This is a genomic window from Staphylococcus sp. FSL H8-0121, from assembly GCF_038008425.1.
Taxonomy (GTDB): Bacteria; Bacillota; Bacilli; order Staphylococcales; family Staphylococcaceae; genus Staphylococcus; species Staphylococcus pasteuri.
In genome coordinates, this window is record NZ_JBBOZB010000002.1 from 444993 (window position 1) to 464641 (window position 19649).

Here is a 19649-nt window from a genome sequence, read left to right on the forward strand (position 1 = left end):
AACACTTAATTATTACACGTCCCACCAACTCGGGTTAAATCGTATAATGAGAATTTAGTATATAAAAAAACACTCGAACATTAATTTCATTCGAGTGTCTGTAAACCTATTTATTATTTTGAACTTTCGTATATTTGTTCATACATCGGTGTTAACTGGCGTTCAAATTTTTGTAAATCAATAAACCTACCTTGTCTATGCATTTCTTTACCATTCATAAATATTAAATCTACAGGTACGGTAAAAATAGATAATTCTCCTGCAATATCTGTTACTTCATTTTGATTAATAATAGCTAATTTCACTTGAGGAAACGTTTCTTGTAATAAATCTTTCACTTGAGGTAACACGGCATGACAAACACTACAGTGATCTTTCATCACATGAACTACAACTAATGGATGTTGATTAATGAAAGTTTTAAATTGTGCTACATCTCGAATTGTCTCAGTCATACCATACACCCTCTCGAGTTAAAATTAGTACAGATCATCTTTAATATAAGTACGAATTTTCACTTTATTTCATTATATCTTGAAAAACTTGAGGTAACTTCGTTATTTTTTGCTTTTCTAAATCATAAAAACCACCTGTTTGGTAACCTATACAATGTACTTTATCTTCAGATGAGATTTCAAATTTGAATATCCATTTCATTTTACTTGCTTTAATCATCCAACAACGTGCTCTCGGTCTATCGTGTATCGTTACTGGTACTTTATAATCCGCTTCCGTTTTCATTAAAATTGGTGAAATGCCTTTAGATATCATTTCTGAATAATTCATATATTGATTAATAAAAATGGTACGTAAATCTTCAAACCATCTTATAAACACGATATTACTTACAATCCCCATTGCATCAATATCATATCCATTTACTTCTATCTCTGTATCAACAATTAATTTGCCTTCTTCAGTATCCATTATTAATTTCTCCCTTATATCTATATTCATGTCTATTTTAAGCTATTTAAACATTATTTTCATCTTTGTGGACTTTACCATGTTTACCGGGTCTCTTTTTTATAACTATATTATTCTATTATTTATAATCATTATTTTAATAGAAAACAATTCAAAAATTTTTAATTATGGTATAATATATGTGAAATCATTCACATTAAAATGGAGGGATTCCTATGAAAGCCTATAATTACTCAAAACCTGGTGTAGCAAAGTTAATTGATAAGGAAAAGCCAGTCATTACAGAAAGTACTGACGCTATTATTAGAATGGTCAAAACGACTATTTGTGGTACAGATTTACACATTATCAAAGGTGATACTCCAGAAGTACCTGAAAATACAACACTTGGTCACGAAGGTATCGGTATTGTTGAATCAGTTGGATCTAATGTGAACAACTTTAAAGTTGGAGATAAAGTCATTGTCTCTGCAGTATCTTCTTGTGGTAAATGCTATTACTGTAAAAAAGGCATTTATGCACACTGTGAAAATGACGGTGGATGGATTTTAGGACATTTAATTAATGGTACACAGGCAGAATATGTTAAAGTTCCTTTTGCAGATAACTCGTTATATCATGCACCTGACTCATTACCAGATGAAGCTTTAGTTATGCTTTCAGATATTTTACCAACTGGTTATGAGATTGGTGTATTAAAAGGAAAGGTTAAACCCGGTAGTACTGTAGCTATTGTTGGTGCTGGACCAGTCGGTTTAGCTACATTATTAACTGCACAATTCTATTCTCCGTCAAAAATTATTATGATTGATTTAGATGATAACCGTTTGGAAACTGCTAAATCACTTGGCGCGACACATACTATCAATTCTAGTAATGTTGAACAAGCTATTAAAGAAGTCTATGAGCTCAATCATCGAGGCGTCGATGTCGCTATTGAAGCTGTAGGTATTCCTCAAACGTTTGATTTATGTCAAAAATTAATTGGTGTCGACGGTACAATTGCTAATGTCGGTGTTCACGGTTTACCAGTTCAATTTGATATCGACAAATTATGGATCAAAAATATCAATGTCTCTACTGGTTTAGTTTCAGGTAATACTACAGAAGAACTATTAGAAGCATTAAAAAGTAAAATCATTCAACCTGAACAACTAGTTACTCACTATAGTAAGTTAAGCGAGATTGAAAACGCATATGATTTATTTAGAAATGCTACTGACCATAAAGCGATTAAATTATTAATTGAAAATGATATTACAGAAGCATAATCCTTTAGATATAAAATAGACTGTGACATGAATCCTAAAATAATAGCACTAAGATGATTGTACTGAACCCCAAAAGTTGTACTCTGGTTTAGTATACTATTTTAAAGGTTTGTTTCCTATATTGCTTAGGAGACAAGCCTTTTAATTTTGCTTTAATTCTTGTATTGTTATAAAAATTGATATATTTATGAATAGATTGTTCTAATTCTTGGAATGTTTCAAATGATTGTCCATAATACATTTCTTGTTTTAATAACCCAAAGAAGTTTTCCATTGAGGCATTATCTAGGCAATTTCCTTTTCTAGACATACTTTGAAATACATCATGTTCTTTTAATGACTCAATATAGTTTCTATTTTGATAATGCCATCCTTGATCTGAATGAATTGTCATTCGATAAAAAAGTTGAGGTCTCATAGTTAGTAATTCATTTAAAGGTTCAATCACAATATCTATAGTAGGACGCTTTGATATACGATAACTTAAGATTTCCAAGCTATATAAATCCATAAAAGGTGACAAATATGCCTTTGTTCCATCAAGTAATTTAAATTCTGTAATGTCTGTAACCACTTTTTGATAAGGTCGATCTGTATTAAAACGACGTTTTAATATATTTCTAGCTACTTTACCTATTGTGCCTCTATAAGAATTGTATTTTCTTGTTTTATGATTAAATTTCTTACATGTTAATTGATGTTCTTTCATAATTCGTCTTACTTTCTTATGATTGACTGTCATTCCTTTATTAACTAATGCTTGAGTAACTCGACGATAACCATAAGTATAATCGCTTTCTTTACATATTTGCTTAATAGATTTAACTATATCTATATCTTTTTTGGGTTTTTTGAAACGTTTAATCCAGTAGTAATACACGGATTTAGCTATTTCCGTAACTTTAAACAGAAGACTTAACCCAAATTGATTCATTTCATGTAATTCTTTAATGACCTTTACTTTTTCGGATGTTTGGTTCCGTAATGTTGGGTCAATCTTTGTAACTTTTTTTGATAAGCAATACCTGCTTTCAACATTTCATTTTCATTCCTAAGTCTTTCTAATTCTTCGCGTTCATCTTCTTTTAAAGGCAACTGATTTTCATGTTCAACTTTTGTATGTTTTCTTTTCATTTTAGAAGGATGTCCTTTCTGTTTATTGTCTAAACCGAGAATACCTTCTTCATCAAATTTACGCTGCCATTGAGCTAATGTAGCAGGATTGGTAATTTTAAAATGATTCGCTGTTTCTCGATAAGACAATTGATTTTCTTGTCTAAATCTTAAAACAGATACTTTAAAATCTCTAGTATATGAGCTATTTTTCATTTTTTTATCTAATCCTTCTGGGCCCGATTCCAAATACTGGTTAACCCATCTTTGAAGTAAAGAATGATGAGAAAGATTATATTTTTTAGTTAATCTCTTATATCCTAAACTACTATTTAAATATTCGTGAACTATTTTTAATTTGATTTCAAATTTATAATGTTTACCCATAAAAAATGCACCCCCTAAAGTTAGATTTTCAGTCCAACTTTTGGGGTGCACATCAGATTTATTTTAATCATCTTAGTGCTTTCTTTATACCCAATACTTCGTATTGTATGGCTTCGCTTTCCAAGGGTACAGTTTCAGCCAGAAATACTACACAGATAAATCTGTGAGAATTTCTAAGGTCTTCAACTAGTACTGTTCCCTCAGGAGTCTTGCCATAAATACTATGTATTTATATGCAATTTCATACTAAATTACTTAAAAAAATAATAAAATAGACAATTTCTATATTATTCCAATAGAAATTGTCTATTTTCACTTGTCCAAGAACTTTATATCCCTGATACTTTATCTCTATTAATTATTTAACTTTCATAATACGTTTACTTGGCTCAACATCTTTAATATCGTCCACTGTTAACGTTTTGTTATCCAAGTTTGTGATAACTAATGGTGTCACAATGCTTGGTGCATTTTCTTTAAGATATGCTAAGTTTACTTTCATTAAAGGTTGACCTTGAGTCACTGGTTCATCCGCATTGACTAAACTTTCAAAACCTTCTCCATTTAACTTAACTGTATCTATACCAATATGAATTAATAATTCAATTCCTGTATCAGATTCTAATCCAATTGCATGTTTTGTTGGGAATATTGTCTTCACTGTACCGTCAAATGGCGCAACGATTTCACCTTTTTCAGGGATAAATCCAATACCGTCTCCCATCATTTTTTCAGAGAATACTTTATCAGGTACTTCAGATAATGGAATAATTTGTCCAACACCTGGCGCATAGATTTCAGTTTCAGCAATATTTTCTACGTGTACTGGTTCTTCTGAATCTTCTTCAGTGACAGTTGTTTCACTTGGTTTAGTAATTTCACCACTCATGATTTTTGCCATATCATGTTTAATTTGATCTGATTTTGGACCAAAAATAGCTTGCATGTTATTACCAACTTCAAGTACACCAGAAGCACCTAATGCTTTTAGTCCTGGTACGTCTACTTTTGCTTTATCATTAACTTCAACACGTAAACGAGTGATACAAGCATCTAAATGTTTAATATTCTCTTTACCACCCATTGCATCTAATACATCAAATGGTAATTTAGCCACACTTGAATTTCTGACTTCTTGTTCTTTATCTTCTCTACCAGGCGTTTTTAAATTGAACTTTCTGATAGCAAAATCGAATAAGAAATAATAAACCAGTGCATATACGATACCTACTGGAATAACTAATAACGCATTTGTTCTATGCCAGTTTAATAATCCGAATAATACATAGTCTATGAATCCACCAGAGAATGTCATACCAATTTTTACACCTAATAAATGCATAATTAAGAATGAAGAACCTGCTAATACAACGTGGATTGCATATAACAATGGCGCTACAAATAAGAATGAGAACTCAAGTGGTTCTGTAATACCTGTTAAGAATGATGTTAATCCTGCTGATAGCATCAAACCACCAACAATTTTTTTACGTTCTGGACGAGCATTTTTATAAATAGCAAATGCTGCAGCTGGTAAACCAAACATCATAAATGGATATTTACCAGTAGTAAATGTACCAGCAGTAAATGGTACACCGTCTTTTAATTGAGCCATCCAAATACGTTGGTCACCACGAACCAATTCACCAGCGTGGTTTGTATAATGTCCGAACTCGAACCAGAATGGTGCATAGAAAATATGATGCAAACCAAATGGAATTAGTGAACGTTCAATAACACCAAAAATAAATGTTGTTAATACTAAGTTTTTCGTTAATAAGAAGTTTGATAAATCATTTAAACCTGTTTGAATAGGTGGCCATACCCAACTTAATACAATACCAACAATAATTGCGGCCACAGATGTTGCTATAGGGACGAAACGTTTACCTGCAAAGAATCCTAAAAATGCTGGTAACGTAATATTATAGTATTTGTTATAACACCATGCGGCTACGGCTCCCATGATAATACCGCCAAATACACCAGTTTGTAGTGTAGGGATACCTAACACTAACGCAAATTCAGGTTGTTTAGCAGCTTGACTTAATTCTTTAGCACCTTTTGCATAAGAGAAGATATCATCAATTGTAATATTTAAATATTTACCCATAGTGGCATTCATAATTAAATAACCAACGAGTGCTGCTAATGCTGCTACACCATCTCCTCCTGCTAATCCAAGTGCTGTACCGACTGCGAATAATAGTGGTAAGTTGTCAAAAATGACTTGTCCTGCTGCTTCCATAATAGAAGAAATCATAACAAAGACATTATTTGTTAACCAAGGCGCAATTTTGACTAACTGTTCATTGTGCATTGCATTCCCAAATGCAAGTAAAATCCCAGCTGCTGGTAAAATTGCCACAGGTAACATTAACGCTTTACCTATACGTTGCAATTGCCCAAAGAGCTTTTTAAACATATAAAAACATTCCTCTCATATTGTAGTCATTTACATGTACATAAAAAAAGACATGAGCAAACAAGACCATAATAAATGGCCAAATGTTTGCTCATGCCTGCATCACCAGTAACACGCAAATGTTATTTTTAATTTAAATATAGTATACACATTAGCTGAAGCGTTTACAATAGTTTATTTTAAAAAAATCTCAACCAAAACGAGTTGGTTGAGATTTATAGAATCTATATTATAAGAAACGTTTTGTTGCTACTGAGATTGGTGGGATTTGATCAAAGTCTAAATGTTTATCTTCAGTAATTGATCTGTATGCCCATTTACCATAACCAAGTGCTTCTGAGTTAACAATTTTACCTGGTAATGGTGCAGCATTAGGGTCAACATGTACATCAACGATAGTTGGAACGTTTTGTGACATTGCTTCTTCAACAATATCATCTAAACGACTAGCGTCTTTAACTGTATAACCTTTACCGCCAGCAGCTTCAGCGAATTTAGCATGATCCATATCAGAGAAATCAATGGCATATTCTAATTCACCAGCAGCTTGTTGTTCATATTTAATGAACGCTAATTGTTTGTTGTTTAATACGAAAATTGTTAATGGTAAGTCGTATTGAACTGCAGTTGCAAAGTCTTGCATTACCATTTGGAATGCGCCATCCCCTGCAATTGCTACTGATTGACGGTCTGGGTAAGCAACTTTAGCTGCCATAGCACCTGGAAGTGCACAACCCATAGTACCTAACCAACTTGAGATCATAAATTTGTTATTTACACCTAAGTTTAAATAACGAGTTGACCATACTGTTGAAGTACCAACGTCTGCTGAAACAATAGCATCGTCTTTTAAGTTGTCATTGATAGCTTTCATTAAACGTTCTGGACGTAATGGTGAATTATTATTATTTAAATCTTGTTCCATCCATTTATCCCATACTGCTTTACGTTCTAAAGTTTTGTCTAAGAATGGACGTTTAGCAACGTGTTTAATGTTTTCGCTTAATTGTTCTAATGCAATTTTAGCGTCTCCTAAGATACCAACGTTGATATCGAAACGGTGACTAATATGTGCTTCATTAGTATCAATTTGGATTGCTTTAATATTTTTCTTAGGTAAATATTTAACGAATGGGAAGTTAGTACCAATCATAATTAAAAGATCTGCATCTTGGATTGTTTGATATGATACTTTAGTACCGATTTGTCCTAAGTTACCTAAGTTGTATGGATGATCATCAGCAAGGATTGCTTTTGCTGGTAATGAATGAATAGCTGGGATTTTAGCCATTTCTATAAATTCACGTAATTCATCTTTAGCATGTTGTGCACCAACACCGAAAAGAACAACTGGTTTTTTACTTTTATTGATTAATTTAGCAGCTTTTTTGATGTTTTTGAATTTAGGTGCAATTGCTTTAGGTTTAGTTGTATTTACTGGTTTGTTAGTAGTGTCTTTAATTTGTTGAGTTAATAAGTCATTTGGACAGATGATTACTGCTACACCTTTTTGCTCATAAGCTGTACGAATCGCTTCATTAACGATTTCAAATACGTTGTCGCCTTTTTGAATTTGGTGGTTATAAACAGCTACATCTTCACATAATTTAGATAAATTAGTTTCTTGGAAAGCACCAGTACCTAATTTATCACTATTTGTTTGACCAGAAATAACTAATTGAGGAACGCTATCCATTTTAGCGTCATACATACCATTTAATAAGTGGATTAAACCAGGTCCACCAATACTTAATGCTACTCCGATTTTACCTGTAATTCTTGTATAACTACCAGCAGCTAAACTTGCTACTTCTTCGTGACGTACGTGGTAGAATTTAAATGAGTCTCTTACTGTACGTAATGAGTCAACTACTGCGTCGATTGAGTCTCCTGGTATACCATATAAGTGATCGATGTCCCATGCTTCTAATGCTTTAACTAATGCTTCATTTGCTTTGATTTTTGCCATTTTTCCAAATAGCCTCCCTTTCTATTTATATGAGTTTCTTCCCTTTAATAGAACAATAAAATAAGTATTGGTATTAAAATCGAACTGATTACTGCAGTTAATATCATACCAATCGAACTAAATGCGCCTGATTCTATATCTAATTCTAGTGCTTTTGCTGTACCGAAAGCGTGAGAAGCGTTACCATATGTTAAGCCTCTCGCGATTGAAGATTTAAAGCCTCCCATACGCAATAGCATTGAACCTAGAATACTGCCTATTAACCCTGTAGCTATTATAAAAAGTACAGTCATTGTATCTGTGCCACCAAGTTCGTTAGAAACTTCTATCCCAACAGCTGCTGTGATAGACCTTGGCAGCATAGTAACAATCGTTTCTTTTGAATAGCCGAAGATTTTCAACGTTACGTATACTAACATAAAATTAAGTATTACACCAGTTAACACGCTCGTGAAAATCACAAAAAGGTATTTCTTTATCTTATGTCTGTTTTGATAGAGTGGATAAGCCAAACAAACGACCGTTGCGTTTAATATATGATTTATCCATTCTCCACCTTTCATGTATCCTTTATAACTAATATCAAACATAAGAAGTATCGCTATAATGATAATTGATGCAATTAATGCTGGATTAAGAAATGGATTTTTATATTTGTCTTGCAGTTTTTTAGAAATAACATATACCACAATCGTTATAATTATCATAACTGCTGCTTGTAATATGTTATTCATAACTCATCCATCCCTTTTCCTATATCTTTTCTGTTCACCAATTTTTCAGCGATATAGCCTGAGGATAATGCTACTAAACATGTTCCTAAAATAATAATTAAAAAGAACAATAGATAGTTAAGCGTAATGTCTGATACTACATCCATAACGCCGACAACAGATGGAATAAAGAAAAACACCATCGTTTTTAATAGGAAGTCTGCACCTTCATTCACCCACGATACAGGAATTATTTTGAACTGTAATAATAGGTAAAAAATGATGAGACCTACAATACTACCTGCTAAAGGGATGTGTAATAAGCGCTGCACTTCGGTACCGATGAATGAAATAATTAAAATAAGTACGAGTTGTACAATAAGATGTATGAAATCTCTCACCTTATGCATGCTATCTTTCCCTTCTAAAAAAATTGTCTAAATTGTTACAACAATTTTTTAGTGATATTTATAATTATAGTCTTTCTTTTTCTATTATTAAAATACATTTTTCGAATACTAAACATTCCTTAAATTTATGAAAGCGGTTTCTTTCGTTAAGATTAATTCTATTATTATAAATGTGAAAATTTAAGTCATATGAATATTTTAAGGAAATTTATGTTAGGTTAATCTATCTCTTAAATATTCTATCCATTTATTAGTCGCATAACTAAGACGTTTATCCTTTTTCCATACTAGTCCTAGTTCCCACTCTACATTTGCATCTTCAATATTAATGGCACATACATTTTTGTTCATCAATTGAGTAATAGAAAGTGGCAAAATACTTATCCCTAATCTATTACTGATAAGATTTTCAATCACATTCCATTGAGATATTTGAGAAACCATATTGGGTATAAAACCGGCATTTTTAGTTATTTCTATAATTTTATCATTTAAGTAAAAGTCATCATTAAATAAGATAAAGTCTTCGTTAGCTAAATCTTTAATTTTAATAGTTTGATACTTGGCTAATGGATGATTTTGATTTAATACGACACATAACGATTCCTTATTAAATGACAAAGCTTCAAAATATTGATGATCGACAGGAAGTGTCGTTATTCCTAAATCTAATTCATCATTTAAAATTTGTTGTTCAATTGATTTTCCACCGTGTTCAACAAAGTTAAATGTCACATTAGGGAATTGATGATGAAAGTCTCCTATCATACCTATTATAGTCTCCATATTCATCACTGCTGATAGACCAATGTTAATATGACCGGTTTCTAAACCATATAAACTACTGATTTCTGATGGTAAATTTTCATATAAGGCGATAATCTCTTTGCATTTATTGAAAAAGATTTTGCCAGCATCCGTTAAAACAAGTTGCCTCTTTCCTCTATCGAACAATGGTACTGCCATTTCGTCTTCAATATCTTTAATAGCTTTACTAATCGTAGGTTGAGCAATATATAAAAACTTAGAAGCATTTGTCATACCACCTTGTTTCACAACCTCTACAAAATATTTCATATGTTTAATATCCACTAATGTCACCTACTCAAAAAATTTGTTCCTATTATTATACATTAACGCTTTTGTTTTAACGTGGTTTAAGTATTTCAGCTCTTATATTGGCTTTATATTGGCTTTTATATTGGTTTTTATATTGGTTTTTATATTGGTTTTTATATTGGTTTTTATATTGGTTTTTTCACATTAATATTAATAGATAATTGTGTTATAATATGCTTTGGCTCAAAATGATTATTCGAGGTGAGGAATTGAGCTTTTACGAATTTATGCAAAATTTTCTTGGTGATGACACACCATTAGGCGAATTGGTTGATTGGATTAATCAAGATAACAATTTTCCTAGACAAGTGAAGAGCCAAAGTGAAATATTGTCATATTTTCGAACTAATCCGTGTCCTGAAGACTTATCAATGACTATTGTTAAAAGAGCATTGTCAGTCTTCAACCAATTCACTAATGTATGATCTATGTTAATTGTTATTTAGCATTTATCTAACATAAGAATACATGGAAGTCTATCATCTCGAGGGGAGCGGGACAGAAATTTTTTCGTAGTTCCACCCCAGCAAAGATGACTAGAATTGAAAAAACTTTAAATAAGTACATTTCAATTCAGTCATCTACTGCCAATATATGCTTTTATTTAGAAATGTTAAATTTATTTATATACTTTTAATGCTGTCGACAAAGTTTCGTGCTTTGTTGATGGCTTTTTTATTTGTACTTATATACTTTCTATTCATAAGAGTAAAACATGAAACTTACATTAAAGTATAAAATATTATTACAAATACCCTATTTATATTTCAGTAACATTACAGTTCCTTGTATAATTCATTTCTAATATTGTATTCTACCTTTTTTACATCTATTATGAATACGGTTACTAAATAAAAAACGATTTTTGGGAGAAAAAATGAAACTTAAAAAATTATTATCTCGTATCATAATCGCTACTGGAATCTTGTTAACAGGGACTATAACTTATCAAACAGCTGAACAGACACATGTGTCAGAAGCAGCTTCATATAAAAATTATTATAATAAAGGTCAATGCACTTGGTGGGCTTATCAAAGACGCGCACAATTAGGTAAACCTATATCTAATCGTTGGGGCAATGCGAAGAACTGGTATTCAAATGCAAGACGTTCAGGCTATGCTACTGGTCATACTCCTAGACGTTATGCGGTAATGCAATCTACTGCAGGTTACTACGGTCATGTTGCTGTTGTTGAGAAAATTTATAGCAATGGAAATATAAAAATATCAGAATATAACTATAATCGCCCATATAAATATGGAACTAGGATTATAGGAAAATCATCTGCACGTCATTTTAATTACATCTATTAAATAAAAAAACGACATGGCATATGCAACTTTAAATGCATAGCATGTCGTTTTTTTAGTTTAAGAATTTTGACGTAATTGTTCTAAAATCTCTTTTGCTTTTGCTGAATTGGCTTGTTCTTCTTGTTTAAGTGCATCAGCAACTTGTGCAATTTCATCGCCTTTAGCACCTACGATAATTGCTAATGATTTATATTGTAAGCTCATATGACCTTGTTGAATTCCTTCAGACACTAATGCGCGACACGCAGAAAAGTTTTGTGCTAATCCAACCGCTGCAACAACATGACCTAGCTCTTGTGCAGTTTTGACATTTAGTAAATCAAGTGAAGCTTTAGCAATTGGTAATACTTTTGTACCACCACCAACAATAGCTAAGGTCATTGGCACTTCTATCGTTCCTATTAATCGTTGGCGATCTGAATCATACTCCCACGTTGCTATACCACGATATTGACCATCACGGCTAGCGTATGCATGCGCACTCGCTTCTGCACCACGCGTATCGTTACCAGTTGCTAAAACAACTGCATGAATACCATTCATAACACCTTTATTGTGTGTAGCAGCTCTGTGTATATCTACTTGTGCTAATACAGACGCACGTTCCATTCTTTGTGCTACTTCTGCACCTTCTCTACCACCTTTAGTTAAATCGTTAACGTCTATTTCTCCTTGTACTTTGACAACAGATGCAGTGGCATGATTAGATAATATGCTCATTAGTACGTCTTTATCTGGAAATTCATTTTTTAAATGTGCTGTAATGGCCTCTAATATTGTATTTAACATGTTAGCACCCATTGCATCTTTTGTATCTACAAATACTTTCAATGATAACAGTTGCTGTTCTGGAAACGTATCTATGTCAATCTTTTGATAACCTCCACCTCTTGCTTTAATAGATGGATAGGCTTCATCTGCAATTTGGTGTATTTGTTCTTCGTTATTTTGAATCACCTGTGCCAAAGCTTCAGTATCTTCAACACCATCAAATACAATTTGTCCGATCATTAAACGTTGGCTTGACACTGTTTTAAATCCACCAGTTTGATTTACTAACTTTGCACCATAACTTGCAGCAGCAACTACTGATGGTTCTTCCACCATCATTGGCACAACGTAAGGTTGTTCATCAACGATAATTTCAGGTAATAATCCAACGGGCAATGTACCTTGGCCAATCACATTTTCAATTAAACTATTAGCAATATCTTCATCTATTAGTGGATGATTTAACAAAATGTCATGATTTTCGCTAGATAACCAACCATATTCTTCTAATTGTTTTAATTTATCTTCTCTCGATAAATGACGAAATCCTTTGTCCAAATTTTGCATATTTTTTCTCCTTTTTTCACTATGAATTATCTCTTTTAATTCTATATATTCAAATAAAACAAAACTTATTACCATTATAAAACAATTAAAGTTTTCTTTGTAAAAGTTACTTGTTTTATATTCTAAAAATCTCTGTATTTATAACAATATCATTTGCTATTTTTTAAATTTATATATTAATAACAGGCGATTTAACGCAATTATTAAAACGCTTACATAACTGTTATACATTCATATCAAAATCTGTTATATTCATTGTATATCATTAAATTATTTTGGTATGATACTAATGCTACTTTTAAAACTGAAAGGATGTAACCCTTATGAACATAGGTATAGATAAAATAAACTTTTATGTACCAAAATTTTATGTAGACATGGCTAAGCTTGCTGAAGCACGCCAAGTTGACCCAAATAAATTTTTAATTGGAATTGGCCAAACTAAAATGGCCGTAAGTCCTGTAAACCAAGATATCGTATCTATGGCCGCTAATGCCGCTAAAGATATTATAACAGACGAAGATAAAAAGAAAATCGGTATGGTTATTGTAGCGACTGAATCTGCAATTGACTCTGCAAAGGCTGCAGCTGTTCATGTCCACAATTTACTAGGCATTCAACCTTTTGCACGTTGTTTTGAAATGAAAGAAGCGTGTTATGCTGCTACACCTGCAATTCAATTAGCTAAAGATTATCTAGCAAATCGTCCAGAAGAAAAAGTATTAGTTATCGCAAGTGATACTGCACGTTACGGTTTACAATCTGGTGGTGAGCCTACTCAAGGTGCCGGTGCCGTAGCAATGATGATTTCTCATAATCCTAGCCTCTTACAATTAAATGATGATGCTGTAGCATATACTGAAGATGTCTATGATTTTTGGAGACCGTCTGGCCATGCATATCCACTTGTTGATGGTGCATTATCAAAAGATGCATATATCCGTTCATTCCAACATAGCTGGGATGAATATTCAAAACGTGAAAATAAATCGTTAGCTGATTTCGAATCACTATGTTTCCATGTTCCATTTACCAAAATGGGTAAAAAAGCTTTAGAATCAATTATCGATGAAGCAGATGAAACAACACAAGAACGTTTAAGAACAGGTTATGAAGATGCCGTTTATTATAACCGTTATGTAGGTAATATTTACACAGGTTCTTTATATTTAAGTCTTATATCATTATTAGAAAATCATGACCTTTCTAGCGGACAAACAATCGGATTATTTAGTTATGGTTCAGGTTCTGTTGGTGAGTTCTTTAGTGCTACTGTCGTTGATGGTTTCCAAAATCAATTAGATACTAAAGGTCATCAATCTGCTCTAGAAAAACGACAAGAAGTTTCAGTAGAAGAATATGAAAACTTCTTCAATCGCTTTGATAATTTAGAATTTGACGCACAACAAGATGCAGTAGACAATGATCAATCTATCTTCTATTTAGAAGCTATTAATGACAATATTCGTGAATACCACGTTCCAAAATAATAAACTATAAACCATACTGGAATACAAATTCCAAAATAATAGCACTAAGATGATTAGGAAGAAAATCATCTTAGTGCTATCTTTATATTCAATGCTCAAAAATTACGTATTTTTATGGTTTAGTACTATGTTTTGGTACAAATAAAGGACTCATGTCTACTTTTTCAGTTTCTAATAATTTTACTTTGTTTTTGATTGTTCCACCATATCCTGTAAGACTTCCATTTTTAGCGACAACTCTATGACATGGAATAATAATAGATATTGGATTACTCCCAACTGCGCCACCAACTGCCTGAGCTGACATTTTGTCTTTATTCATTCGTGTTGCTACTTTTTGAGCTATATCTCCGTAAGTTGTTAATTCCCCGTATTCAATTTTTTCGAGTTCTTGCCATACAAATTGTTGAAACTCAGTACCCTGAGGTTTAGTAGGAATATTTAAGTTTGGAACATCCCCTTTAAAATAAGCATCAAGCCATTCTTTAGTTAATTGAAATACTTTTATATCATCTTTTTCAACTCGACCATCTTCTAATTGTTGGTTTTGATAGAGTACATGTGTAAGATATTCGCCATCGCTAACAAGTTCTAATAACCCGACTGGTGAATCATAATAAGTTTTATATTCCATTAGACTCATTCCTTTCTTTATAGTAACTCATGCGTTTTATTAATTATTATAAGGGTATTTGATGTTATGAATTTAAAGGAGGTTTACCTATGTTTACCCACCACAACAATAAAAACAGCGTCGACTTACATTTAAACACTAATAATCAAAAATATGATCTAGCTACACAAGATCATGCTAATCAAATCACCAATTTTTATAAAGCAATATATCAAATTAATGATATTATTTTGGGATTAGTATTTTTGGTAGGAAGCTTTTTCTTTTTTAGTGATGCAACTATGACTTTGGGTACGATATTATTTGTAATTGGTAGTATTCAAATGACAGCAAGACCTGTTATTTCATTTATACATGATATAAAATTATCTAGATATTATCATAAACGATATATTGAAGAAAAAAATAATTCACATACTTAAAGTAATTTAAAAGTAAAATGACAGCGCCTAAATTCATAAGACGCTGTCATTGTTTAATTAAGCAAAGTTATAAAGTTTAATTTCCTTTTCTTTAGCATATTCTAAAGCAAGAATTTCTAAAATATTAATAAAAGCGGGTTCCCCTTTAACTTTAATATATTGGAATGTTAAACCATAATTTTCAGCAGTCATTTCTTTTAGTTCAGAAGTATCTGCATTTTTATTTTTAGCAAGTTCTTTTCTGAATTTAGTTGTACCACTATCAGATTTAGAATTATATTGAGCTAATTTTGTATTTAAATCTTTTTGAATTGGTTTATAACCTGTCGCATAACCACCTGTTTGACCAACAAATATAGGTTTCTTACCATCGAAAATGACATAAACTCCATATTGATCTTCAACTTTTTCTCTATCTTCTTTTGTAAATGACAAAGATTCTTTCTTATCGTATTTAAAAAGCTTTTTTAATTTCTTTTCATTATCTTCTAATAATTGATTTAGTTTCTTACTACCCTTCATGATTAAATCCTCCCAATAGCCTTATATTTAAAAGTTCTTATTGAGTATATATCACTATTTAAATGTTTTAATCATTTTTCTGTAAAATTAATATTTCATCAATCTTTTCTTAATATTTATAAAATTAATTTTGCACTTGAATTCATAAAAAAACGTTGCATAAATCTGAGATAGACTTACACAACGTCTTTGACTATTACTTTATTTTGTATTAGAACATTTCAGATACAACTTTTTGTTCTAAGAAGTTTAATAAGTAGTCTGGGCTACCTGTTTTAGCGTCAGTACCTGACATTTTGAATCCACCAAATGGATGATATCCAACAACTGCTGCTGTACATCCACGATTTAAGTATAAGTTACCTACATCGTATTCATTTACAGCTTTAATCCAGTGTTCACGATTATTAGTAATTACTGCACCAGTTAAACCATAATCAGTATCATTAGCAACATCAATCGCTTCATCAAAATCTTTTACTTTAACAAATCCAACAACTGGGCCGAAGATTTCTTCTTGCATAATTCGGTCTGAAGATTTCAAGCCAGAGAAAATAGTTGGCTCAATGAAATATCCAGTAGAATCATCAGTGCCTCCACCTTGTTCTAATTTACCTTCTTCTTTACCAATTTCGATATAATTTTTGATTTTATCAAATTGTTTTTGATTAATTACTGGTCCTACAAATGTATTGCCTGTTGTGTCTCCTAAAGATAATTCTTTAGTTAATTTAACAGCTTTTTCTAATACCTCATCATAAACATTTTGATGCACAATTGCTCTTGAACATGCAGAACATTTTTGACCTGCAAATCCAAATGCTGATGTTACAATTGATTCTGCTGCTAAATCTGTATCAACATTTTCATCGACAACGATAGCGTCTTTACCGCCCATCTCAGCGATAACGCGTTTTAAGAATGTTTGTCCTTCTTGAACGACTGCACTTCTTTCATAAATACGTGTACCTGTTGCTCTTGAACCAGTAAATGTTACAAAGTGAGTATCTTTGTGGTCTACTAAGTAGTCACCAATTTCTTTAGGATCTCCTGGTACAAAGTTAACTACACCTTTTGGTAAACCTGCTTCTTCTAAAATTTCTATTAATTTATAAGCAGTTAACGGCGTATCTTCTGCTGGTTTTAATAAAACTGTATTACCTGCTACAACTGGTGCTAATGTTGTTCCAGCCATAATCGCAAATGGGAAGTTCCAAGGTGGAATTGTAACACCTATTCCTATAGATTTATAGAAATATTTGTTATGTTCTCCTTCTCTATCTAAAACAGGTTTACCATCAGCTAAATCCATCATTGAACGTGCATAGTATTCAATAAAATCAATACCCTCAGCCGCATCGCCTACTGCTTCATCCCATGGTTTACCCGCTTCATAAACCATAACAGCAGAAATTTCTTCTTTGCGACGACGAATAATTGCAGCAACACGTAACATTAATTCAGCACGATCTTTATGAGACCATTTTTTCCATGTCTGGTATGCTTCGTTAGCAGATTGAAATGCTTTTTCAACATCTTCTTTTGTTGCTTTTGAAACTTTAGCAATAGTTTGAGAAGTATTAGCTGGATTTATAGATTCAAATTGATCTTTTTTATCTATCTTTTCTCCATTAATGACTAATGGAATACTTTGACCTAATTGACCTTCTACTGCTTTTAAAGTCTCTTTAAATTTATCTACATTCGCTTGAACAGAAAAATCAATTCCTGGTTCATTTTTAAAATCTACTACCATTATTGCGTACCCCCTATGAAATATTAAAATGAGTTGTTGAACCCTTTGTTTAATTACATATAGGTCTAGATAAGTGCGCTATTTTAATCATGTTACTGTTACGCTAATGCAACTTTATCTCAACCTTTCTTACATTCTACTATGTATCATTGTAATTTTGCAATCGCTTTCATTTAAAAATCTTAATATTTCAAAAATTAACTAAAATATTAGAGAAACGAAAATTAGTCTCAACTTATAAAGACTTATATTTTACTTTTTATAAAAAAACAAGCCCATAAGAAATCATATTCAGGAATAACCTAAATTGATCTTATGGACTATATCTCATTTATTTATTCATTGTCTATTTGACGTATCACTTTACAAGGGTTACCTACTGCTAAACTATTTGGCGGTATATCTTTAGACACTAAACTACCCGCACCTATAACACTGCCTTCACCTATAGTAACCCCGGGTAAAACTGCTACATTACCCCCAAACCATGTATTACTTCCTACTATAATTTCTTCAGCTAATTCTAAACCTTTATTTCTGTCTTTAAACTTTAATGGATGTGTTGCTGTATAGAAGCCACAATTGGGACCAACAAATACATTATCTCCAAAAGTGATACCTCCGCCATCCATTAGATAGCAATTGGTATTTAAAAATACATTTTTTCCAAAGGTAATATTCCAACCATAATCTGTATCAAAAGGAATCGCTATACTTATATTTTCAAGTTTTGCATTAAATAAAGTCGATAATATCTCATGTCTTTTTGTTTCATTACTAGGTCTCGTATGATTATATTCAAAACATAAGTCTTTAGCTTTCTTTCTATCTTCAATTAATTCATTATCAAAATTAGCATCATACCACTGATGAGCTAACATTTTTTCCTTTTCAGTCATTAATCTTTTCACCCTAACAATTACTCTTTTCTATATTAACTCCTATGTTGTCATGTAGTCTCCACCGTTAACATGAATTACTTGTCCAGTAATATAAGAACTATCAGCAGATGTAGCTAAAAATACATAGGAAGGTGCTAGCTCTGCTGGTTGACCTCTACGTCCCATAGGAGTGCCACCGCCTTGATTTTCAACTTTATCTTCATCAAATGTAGAAGGAATTAAAGGTGTATAAATCGGTCCAGGTGCAACTGCATTTACACGAATATTTTTCTCCATAAGTGTTGTAGCTAATGAACGCGTAAATGATACAATGGCGCCTTTTGTTGCTGAATAATCAATCAAGTGTCCTGAACCTCTATAAGCTGTCACACTTGTTGTATTAATAATCGTATCTCCATCATTTAAATATGGTACGGCAGCTTGTGATAAAAACATCATGCCGAAAATATTAGTTTGGAATGTTTCTTTAACTTGTTCTGGCGTAATTTCTTCAAAATGGTCTCTTGGAAATTGTACGCCACCATTATTAACTAATATATTAAGTCCTCCGAAATCCTCTACAACATCTTTGATAAGTTGTTGTGATTGCTTTTCGTCTTTTAAATCATGCGCATATGCTTTAGCCTCGACACCTAGTTCTTTTAATCGATTAACGGTATCTTCTGCATCTTGATGTTCATTATAATATCCGATAGCTACATTAGCACCTTCTTTAGCAAATAGAATTGCTACAGAGCGTCCAATACCAGAATCTCCGCCAGTAATAAGTGCTACTTTTCCTTTTAATTTTCCAGCTGCTTTATATTCGTCTAATTCAGCAATTGGTTTAGGATTCATGTCAGCTTCAATACCTGGTTGTTGTGGTTGCGTATATCCTTTAATTTGTTGATGAAATTCTAATAAGTTCATAGTTTTGCCCCTTTCCTAATCTTTATT

Annotated in this window: 20 protein-coding genes; 5 read left to right on the forward strand and 15 right to left on the reverse strand. The window is 32.1% G+C overall.

Features of this window, described 5'->3' with window-relative positions; translation table 11 throughout:
• Positions 1–113 precede the first annotated feature (113 nt).
• Entirely contained in the window at positions 114–455 is a 342-nt protein-coding gene (locus LFT63_RS07640; protein WP_340768572.1) for a thioredoxin family protein, read from the reverse strand.
• 64 nt (positions 456–519) lie between these two features.
• Entirely contained in the window at positions 520–927 is a 408-nt protein-coding gene (locus tag LFT63_RS07645) for an acyl-CoA thioesterase (protein ID WP_017636567.1), read from the reverse strand.
• A 215-nt stretch (positions 928–1142) separates the two neighbouring features.
• Between LFT63_RS07645 and LFT63_RS07650 the strand changes: the two genes are divergently transcribed.
• Positions 1143–2198 carry a zinc-dependent alcohol dehydrogenase family protein gene (locus LFT63_RS07650; protein WP_029056084.1) on the forward strand — a complete coding sequence of 352 codons (1056 nt, stop codon included), beginning with the start codon at positions 1143–1145 and terminating at the stop codon, positions 2196–2198.
• An 88-nt stretch (positions 2199–2286) separates the two neighbouring features.
• Here LFT63_RS07650 and LFT63_RS07655 read toward each other — a convergent pair whose 3' ends face one another.
• The 7 genes from LFT63_RS07655 to cidR form a co-directional block, all read right to left on the reverse strand.
• Positions 2287–3132 (reverse strand): IS3 family transposase, encoded by an 846-nt coding sequence (locus LFT63_RS07655; RefSeq protein ID WP_244971544.1) that lies wholly within the window; start codon positions 3130–3132, stop codon positions 2287–2289.
• 23 nt (positions 3133–3155) lie between these two features.
• On the reverse strand, positions 3156–3698 hold the full coding sequence (locus tag LFT63_RS07660; RefSeq protein ID WP_225880630.1) for a helix-turn-helix domain-containing protein: 543 nt from the start codon (positions 3696–3698) through the stop codon (positions 3156–3158).
• Between the two features lie 358 nt (positions 3699–4056).
• The gene (gene ptsG / locus LFT63_RS07665) at positions 4057–6123 is read right to left on the reverse strand and encodes a glucose-specific PTS transporter subunit IIBC (RefSeq protein WP_029055995.1); all 2067 of its coding nucleotides are present in this window, start codon (positions 6121–6123) and stop codon (positions 4057–4059) included.
• A 229-nt stretch (positions 6124–6352) separates the two neighbouring features.
• Positions 6353–8092: a pyruvate oxidase gene (locus LFT63_RS07670; RefSeq protein WP_029055994.1), complete on the reverse strand. Its 1740-nt coding sequence runs from the start codon at positions 8090–8092 to the stop codon at positions 6353–6355.
• A 44-nt stretch (positions 8093–8136) separates the two neighbouring features.
• Entirely contained in the window at positions 8137–8826 is a 690-nt protein-coding gene (locus LFT63_RS07675) for an LrgB family protein (protein ID WP_017636570.1), read from the reverse strand.
• Positions 8823–9215, reverse strand: a complete 393-nt coding sequence (locus LFT63_RS07680) for a CidA/LrgA family protein (RefSeq protein ID WP_017636571.1) — start codon at positions 9213–9215, stop codon at positions 8823–8825. The genes LFT63_RS07675 and LFT63_RS07680 overlap by 4 nt, the downstream gene beginning before the upstream one ends.
• A 213-nt stretch (positions 9216–9428) precedes the next feature.
• Positions 9429–10307: a cidABC operon transcriptional activator CidR gene (gene cidR, locus LFT63_RS07685; RefSeq protein ID WP_029055993.1), complete on the reverse strand. Its 879-nt coding sequence runs from the start codon at positions 10305–10307 to the stop codon at positions 9429–9431.
• Between the two features lie 236 nt (positions 10308–10543).
• Here cidR and LFT63_RS07690 point away from each other — a divergent pair, with 236 nt between their 5' ends.
• Both LFT63_RS07690 and LFT63_RS07695 read left to right on the forward strand, forming a co-directional pair.
• Entirely contained in the window at positions 10544–10759 is a 216-nt protein-coding gene (locus tag LFT63_RS07690; protein WP_002450133.1) for a sterile alpha motif-like domain-containing protein, read from the forward strand.
• Positions 10760–11211: 452 nt separating this feature from the next.
• Positions 11212–11649 carry a CHAP domain-containing protein gene (locus LFT63_RS07695; RefSeq protein ID WP_340768574.1) on the forward strand — a complete coding sequence of 146 codons (438 nt, stop codon included), beginning with the start codon at positions 11212–11214 and terminating at the stop codon, positions 11647–11649.
• Between the two features lie 57 nt (positions 11650–11706).
• Here the strand turns inward: LFT63_RS07695 and LFT63_RS07700 are convergent, their stop codons facing one another.
• Positions 11707–13062 carry a hydroxymethylglutaryl-CoA reductase, degradative gene (locus LFT63_RS07700; protein WP_340768576.1) on the reverse strand — a complete coding sequence of 452 codons (1356 nt, stop codon included), beginning with the start codon at positions 13060–13062 and terminating at the stop codon, positions 11707–11709.
• Between the two features lie 248 nt (positions 13063–13310).
• On the opposite strand from LFT63_RS07700, the gene LFT63_RS07705 reads away from it, so the two are divergent.
• Entirely contained in the window at positions 13311–14477 is a 1167-nt protein-coding gene (locus LFT63_RS07705) for a hydroxymethylglutaryl-CoA synthase (RefSeq protein WP_340768577.1), read from the forward strand.
• Between the two features lie 112 nt (positions 14478–14589).
• Here LFT63_RS07705 and LFT63_RS07710 read toward each other — a convergent pair whose 3' ends face one another.
• Positions 14590–15111 (reverse strand): methylated-DNA--[protein]-cysteine S-methyltransferase, encoded by a 522-nt coding sequence (locus tag LFT63_RS07710; RefSeq protein ID WP_017636577.1) that lies wholly within the window; start codon positions 15109–15111, stop codon positions 14590–14592.
• Between the two features lie 89 nt (positions 15112–15200).
• On the opposite strand from LFT63_RS07710, the gene LFT63_RS07715 reads away from it, so the two are divergent.
• The gene (locus LFT63_RS07715; protein ID WP_029055989.1) at positions 15201–15533 is read left to right on the forward strand and encodes a YrhK family protein; all 333 of its coding nucleotides are present in this window, start codon (positions 15201–15203) and stop codon (positions 15531–15533) included.
• A 57-nt stretch (positions 15534–15590) separates the two neighbouring features.
• Here LFT63_RS07715 and LFT63_RS07720 read toward each other — a convergent pair whose 3' ends face one another.
• The 4 genes from LFT63_RS07720 to LFT63_RS07735 form a co-directional block, all read right to left on the reverse strand.
• The gene (locus tag LFT63_RS07720; RefSeq protein ID WP_017636579.1) at positions 15591–16055 is read right to left on the reverse strand and encodes a hypothetical protein; all 465 of its coding nucleotides are present in this window, start codon (positions 16053–16055) and stop codon (positions 15591–15593) included.
• 211 nt (positions 16056–16266) lie between these two features.
• Positions 16267–17811 (reverse strand): L-glutamate gamma-semialdehyde dehydrogenase, encoded by a 1545-nt coding sequence (gene pruA / locus LFT63_RS07725; protein WP_340768581.1) that lies wholly within the window; start codon positions 17809–17811, stop codon positions 16267–16269.
• A gap of 335 nt (positions 17812–18146) precedes the next feature.
• The gene (locus LFT63_RS07730) at positions 18147–18710 is read right to left on the reverse strand and encodes a sugar O-acetyltransferase (protein ID WP_340768583.1); all 564 of its coding nucleotides are present in this window, start codon (positions 18708–18710) and stop codon (positions 18147–18149) included.
• A 42-nt stretch (positions 18711–18752) separates the two neighbouring features.
• On the reverse strand, positions 18753–19622 hold the full coding sequence (locus tag LFT63_RS07735; protein ID WP_017636582.1) for an SDR family oxidoreductase: 870 nt from the start codon (positions 19620–19622) through the stop codon (positions 18753–18755).
• Positions 19623–19649 lie beyond the last annotated feature (27 nt).

What these genes read in the sequence shown, in the direction of transcription:
- LFT63_RS07640 (WP_340768572.1), bottom strand. Translation starts at nt 455, where the DNA reads ATGACTGAGACAATTCGAGATGTAGCACAATTTAAAACTTTCATTAAT.
- LFT63_RS07645 (WP_017636567.1), bottom strand. Translation starts at nt 927, where the DNA reads ATGGATACTGAAGAAGGCAAATTAATTGTTGATACAGAGATAGAAGTA.
- LFT63_RS07650 (WP_029056084.1), top strand. Translation starts at nt 1,143, where the DNA reads ATGAAAGCCTATAATTACTCAAAACCTGGTGTAGCAAAGTTAATTGAT.
- LFT63_RS07655 (WP_244971544.1), bottom strand. Translation starts at nt 3,132, where the DNA reads ATGAATCAATTTGGGTTAAGTCTTCTGTTTAAAGTTACGGAAATAGCT.
- LFT63_RS07660 (WP_225880630.1), bottom strand. Translation starts at nt 3,698, where the DNA reads ATGGGTAAACATTATAAATTTGAAATCAAATTAAAAATAGTTCACGAA.
- ptsG (WP_029055995.1), bottom strand. Translation starts at nt 6,123, where the DNA reads ATGTTTAAAAAGCTCTTTGGGCAATTGCAACGTATAGGTAAAGCGTTA.
- LFT63_RS07670 (WP_029055994.1), bottom strand. Translation starts at nt 8,092, where the DNA reads ATGGCAAAAATCAAAGCAAATGAAGCATTAGTTAAAGCATTAGAAGCA.
- LFT63_RS07675 (WP_017636570.1), bottom strand. Translation starts at nt 8,826, where the DNA reads ATGAATAACATATTACAAGCAGCAGTTATGATAATTATAACGATTGTG.
- LFT63_RS07680 (WP_017636571.1), bottom strand. Translation starts at nt 9,215, where the DNA reads ATGCATAAGGTGAGAGATTTCATACATCTTATTGTACAACTCGTACTT.
- LFT63_RS07695 (WP_340768574.1), top strand. Translation starts at nt 11,212, where the DNA reads ATGAAACTTAAAAAATTATTATCTCGTATCATAATCGCTACTGGAATC.
- LFT63_RS07700 (WP_340768576.1), bottom strand. Translation starts at nt 13,062, where the DNA reads ATGGTAATAAGTTTTGTTTTATTTGAATATATAGAATTAAAAGAGATA.
- LFT63_RS07705 (WP_340768577.1), top strand. Translation starts at nt 13,311, where the DNA reads ATGAACATAGGTATAGATAAAATAAACTTTTATGTACCAAAATTTTAT.
- LFT63_RS07710 (WP_017636577.1), bottom strand. Translation starts at nt 15,111, where the DNA reads ATGGAATATAAAACTTATTATGATTCACCAGTCGGGTTATTAGAACTT.
- LFT63_RS07715 (WP_029055989.1), top strand. Translation starts at nt 15,201, where the DNA reads ATGTTTACCCACCACAACAATAAAAACAGCGTCGACTTACATTTAAAC.
- LFT63_RS07720 (WP_017636579.1), bottom strand. Translation starts at nt 16,055, where the DNA reads ATGAAGGGTAGTAAGAAACTAAATCAATTATTAGAAGATAATGAAAAG.
- pruA (WP_340768581.1), bottom strand. Translation starts at nt 17,811, where the DNA reads ATGGTAGTAGATTTTAAAAATGAACCAGGAATTGATTTTTCTGTTCAA.
- LFT63_RS07730 (WP_340768583.1), bottom strand. Translation starts at nt 18,710, where the DNA reads ATGACTGAAAAGGAAAAAATGTTAGCTCATCAGTGGTATGATGCTAAT.
- LFT63_RS07735 (WP_017636582.1), bottom strand. Translation starts at nt 19,622, where the DNA reads ATGAACTTATTAGAATTTCATCAACAAATTAAAGGATATACGCAACCA.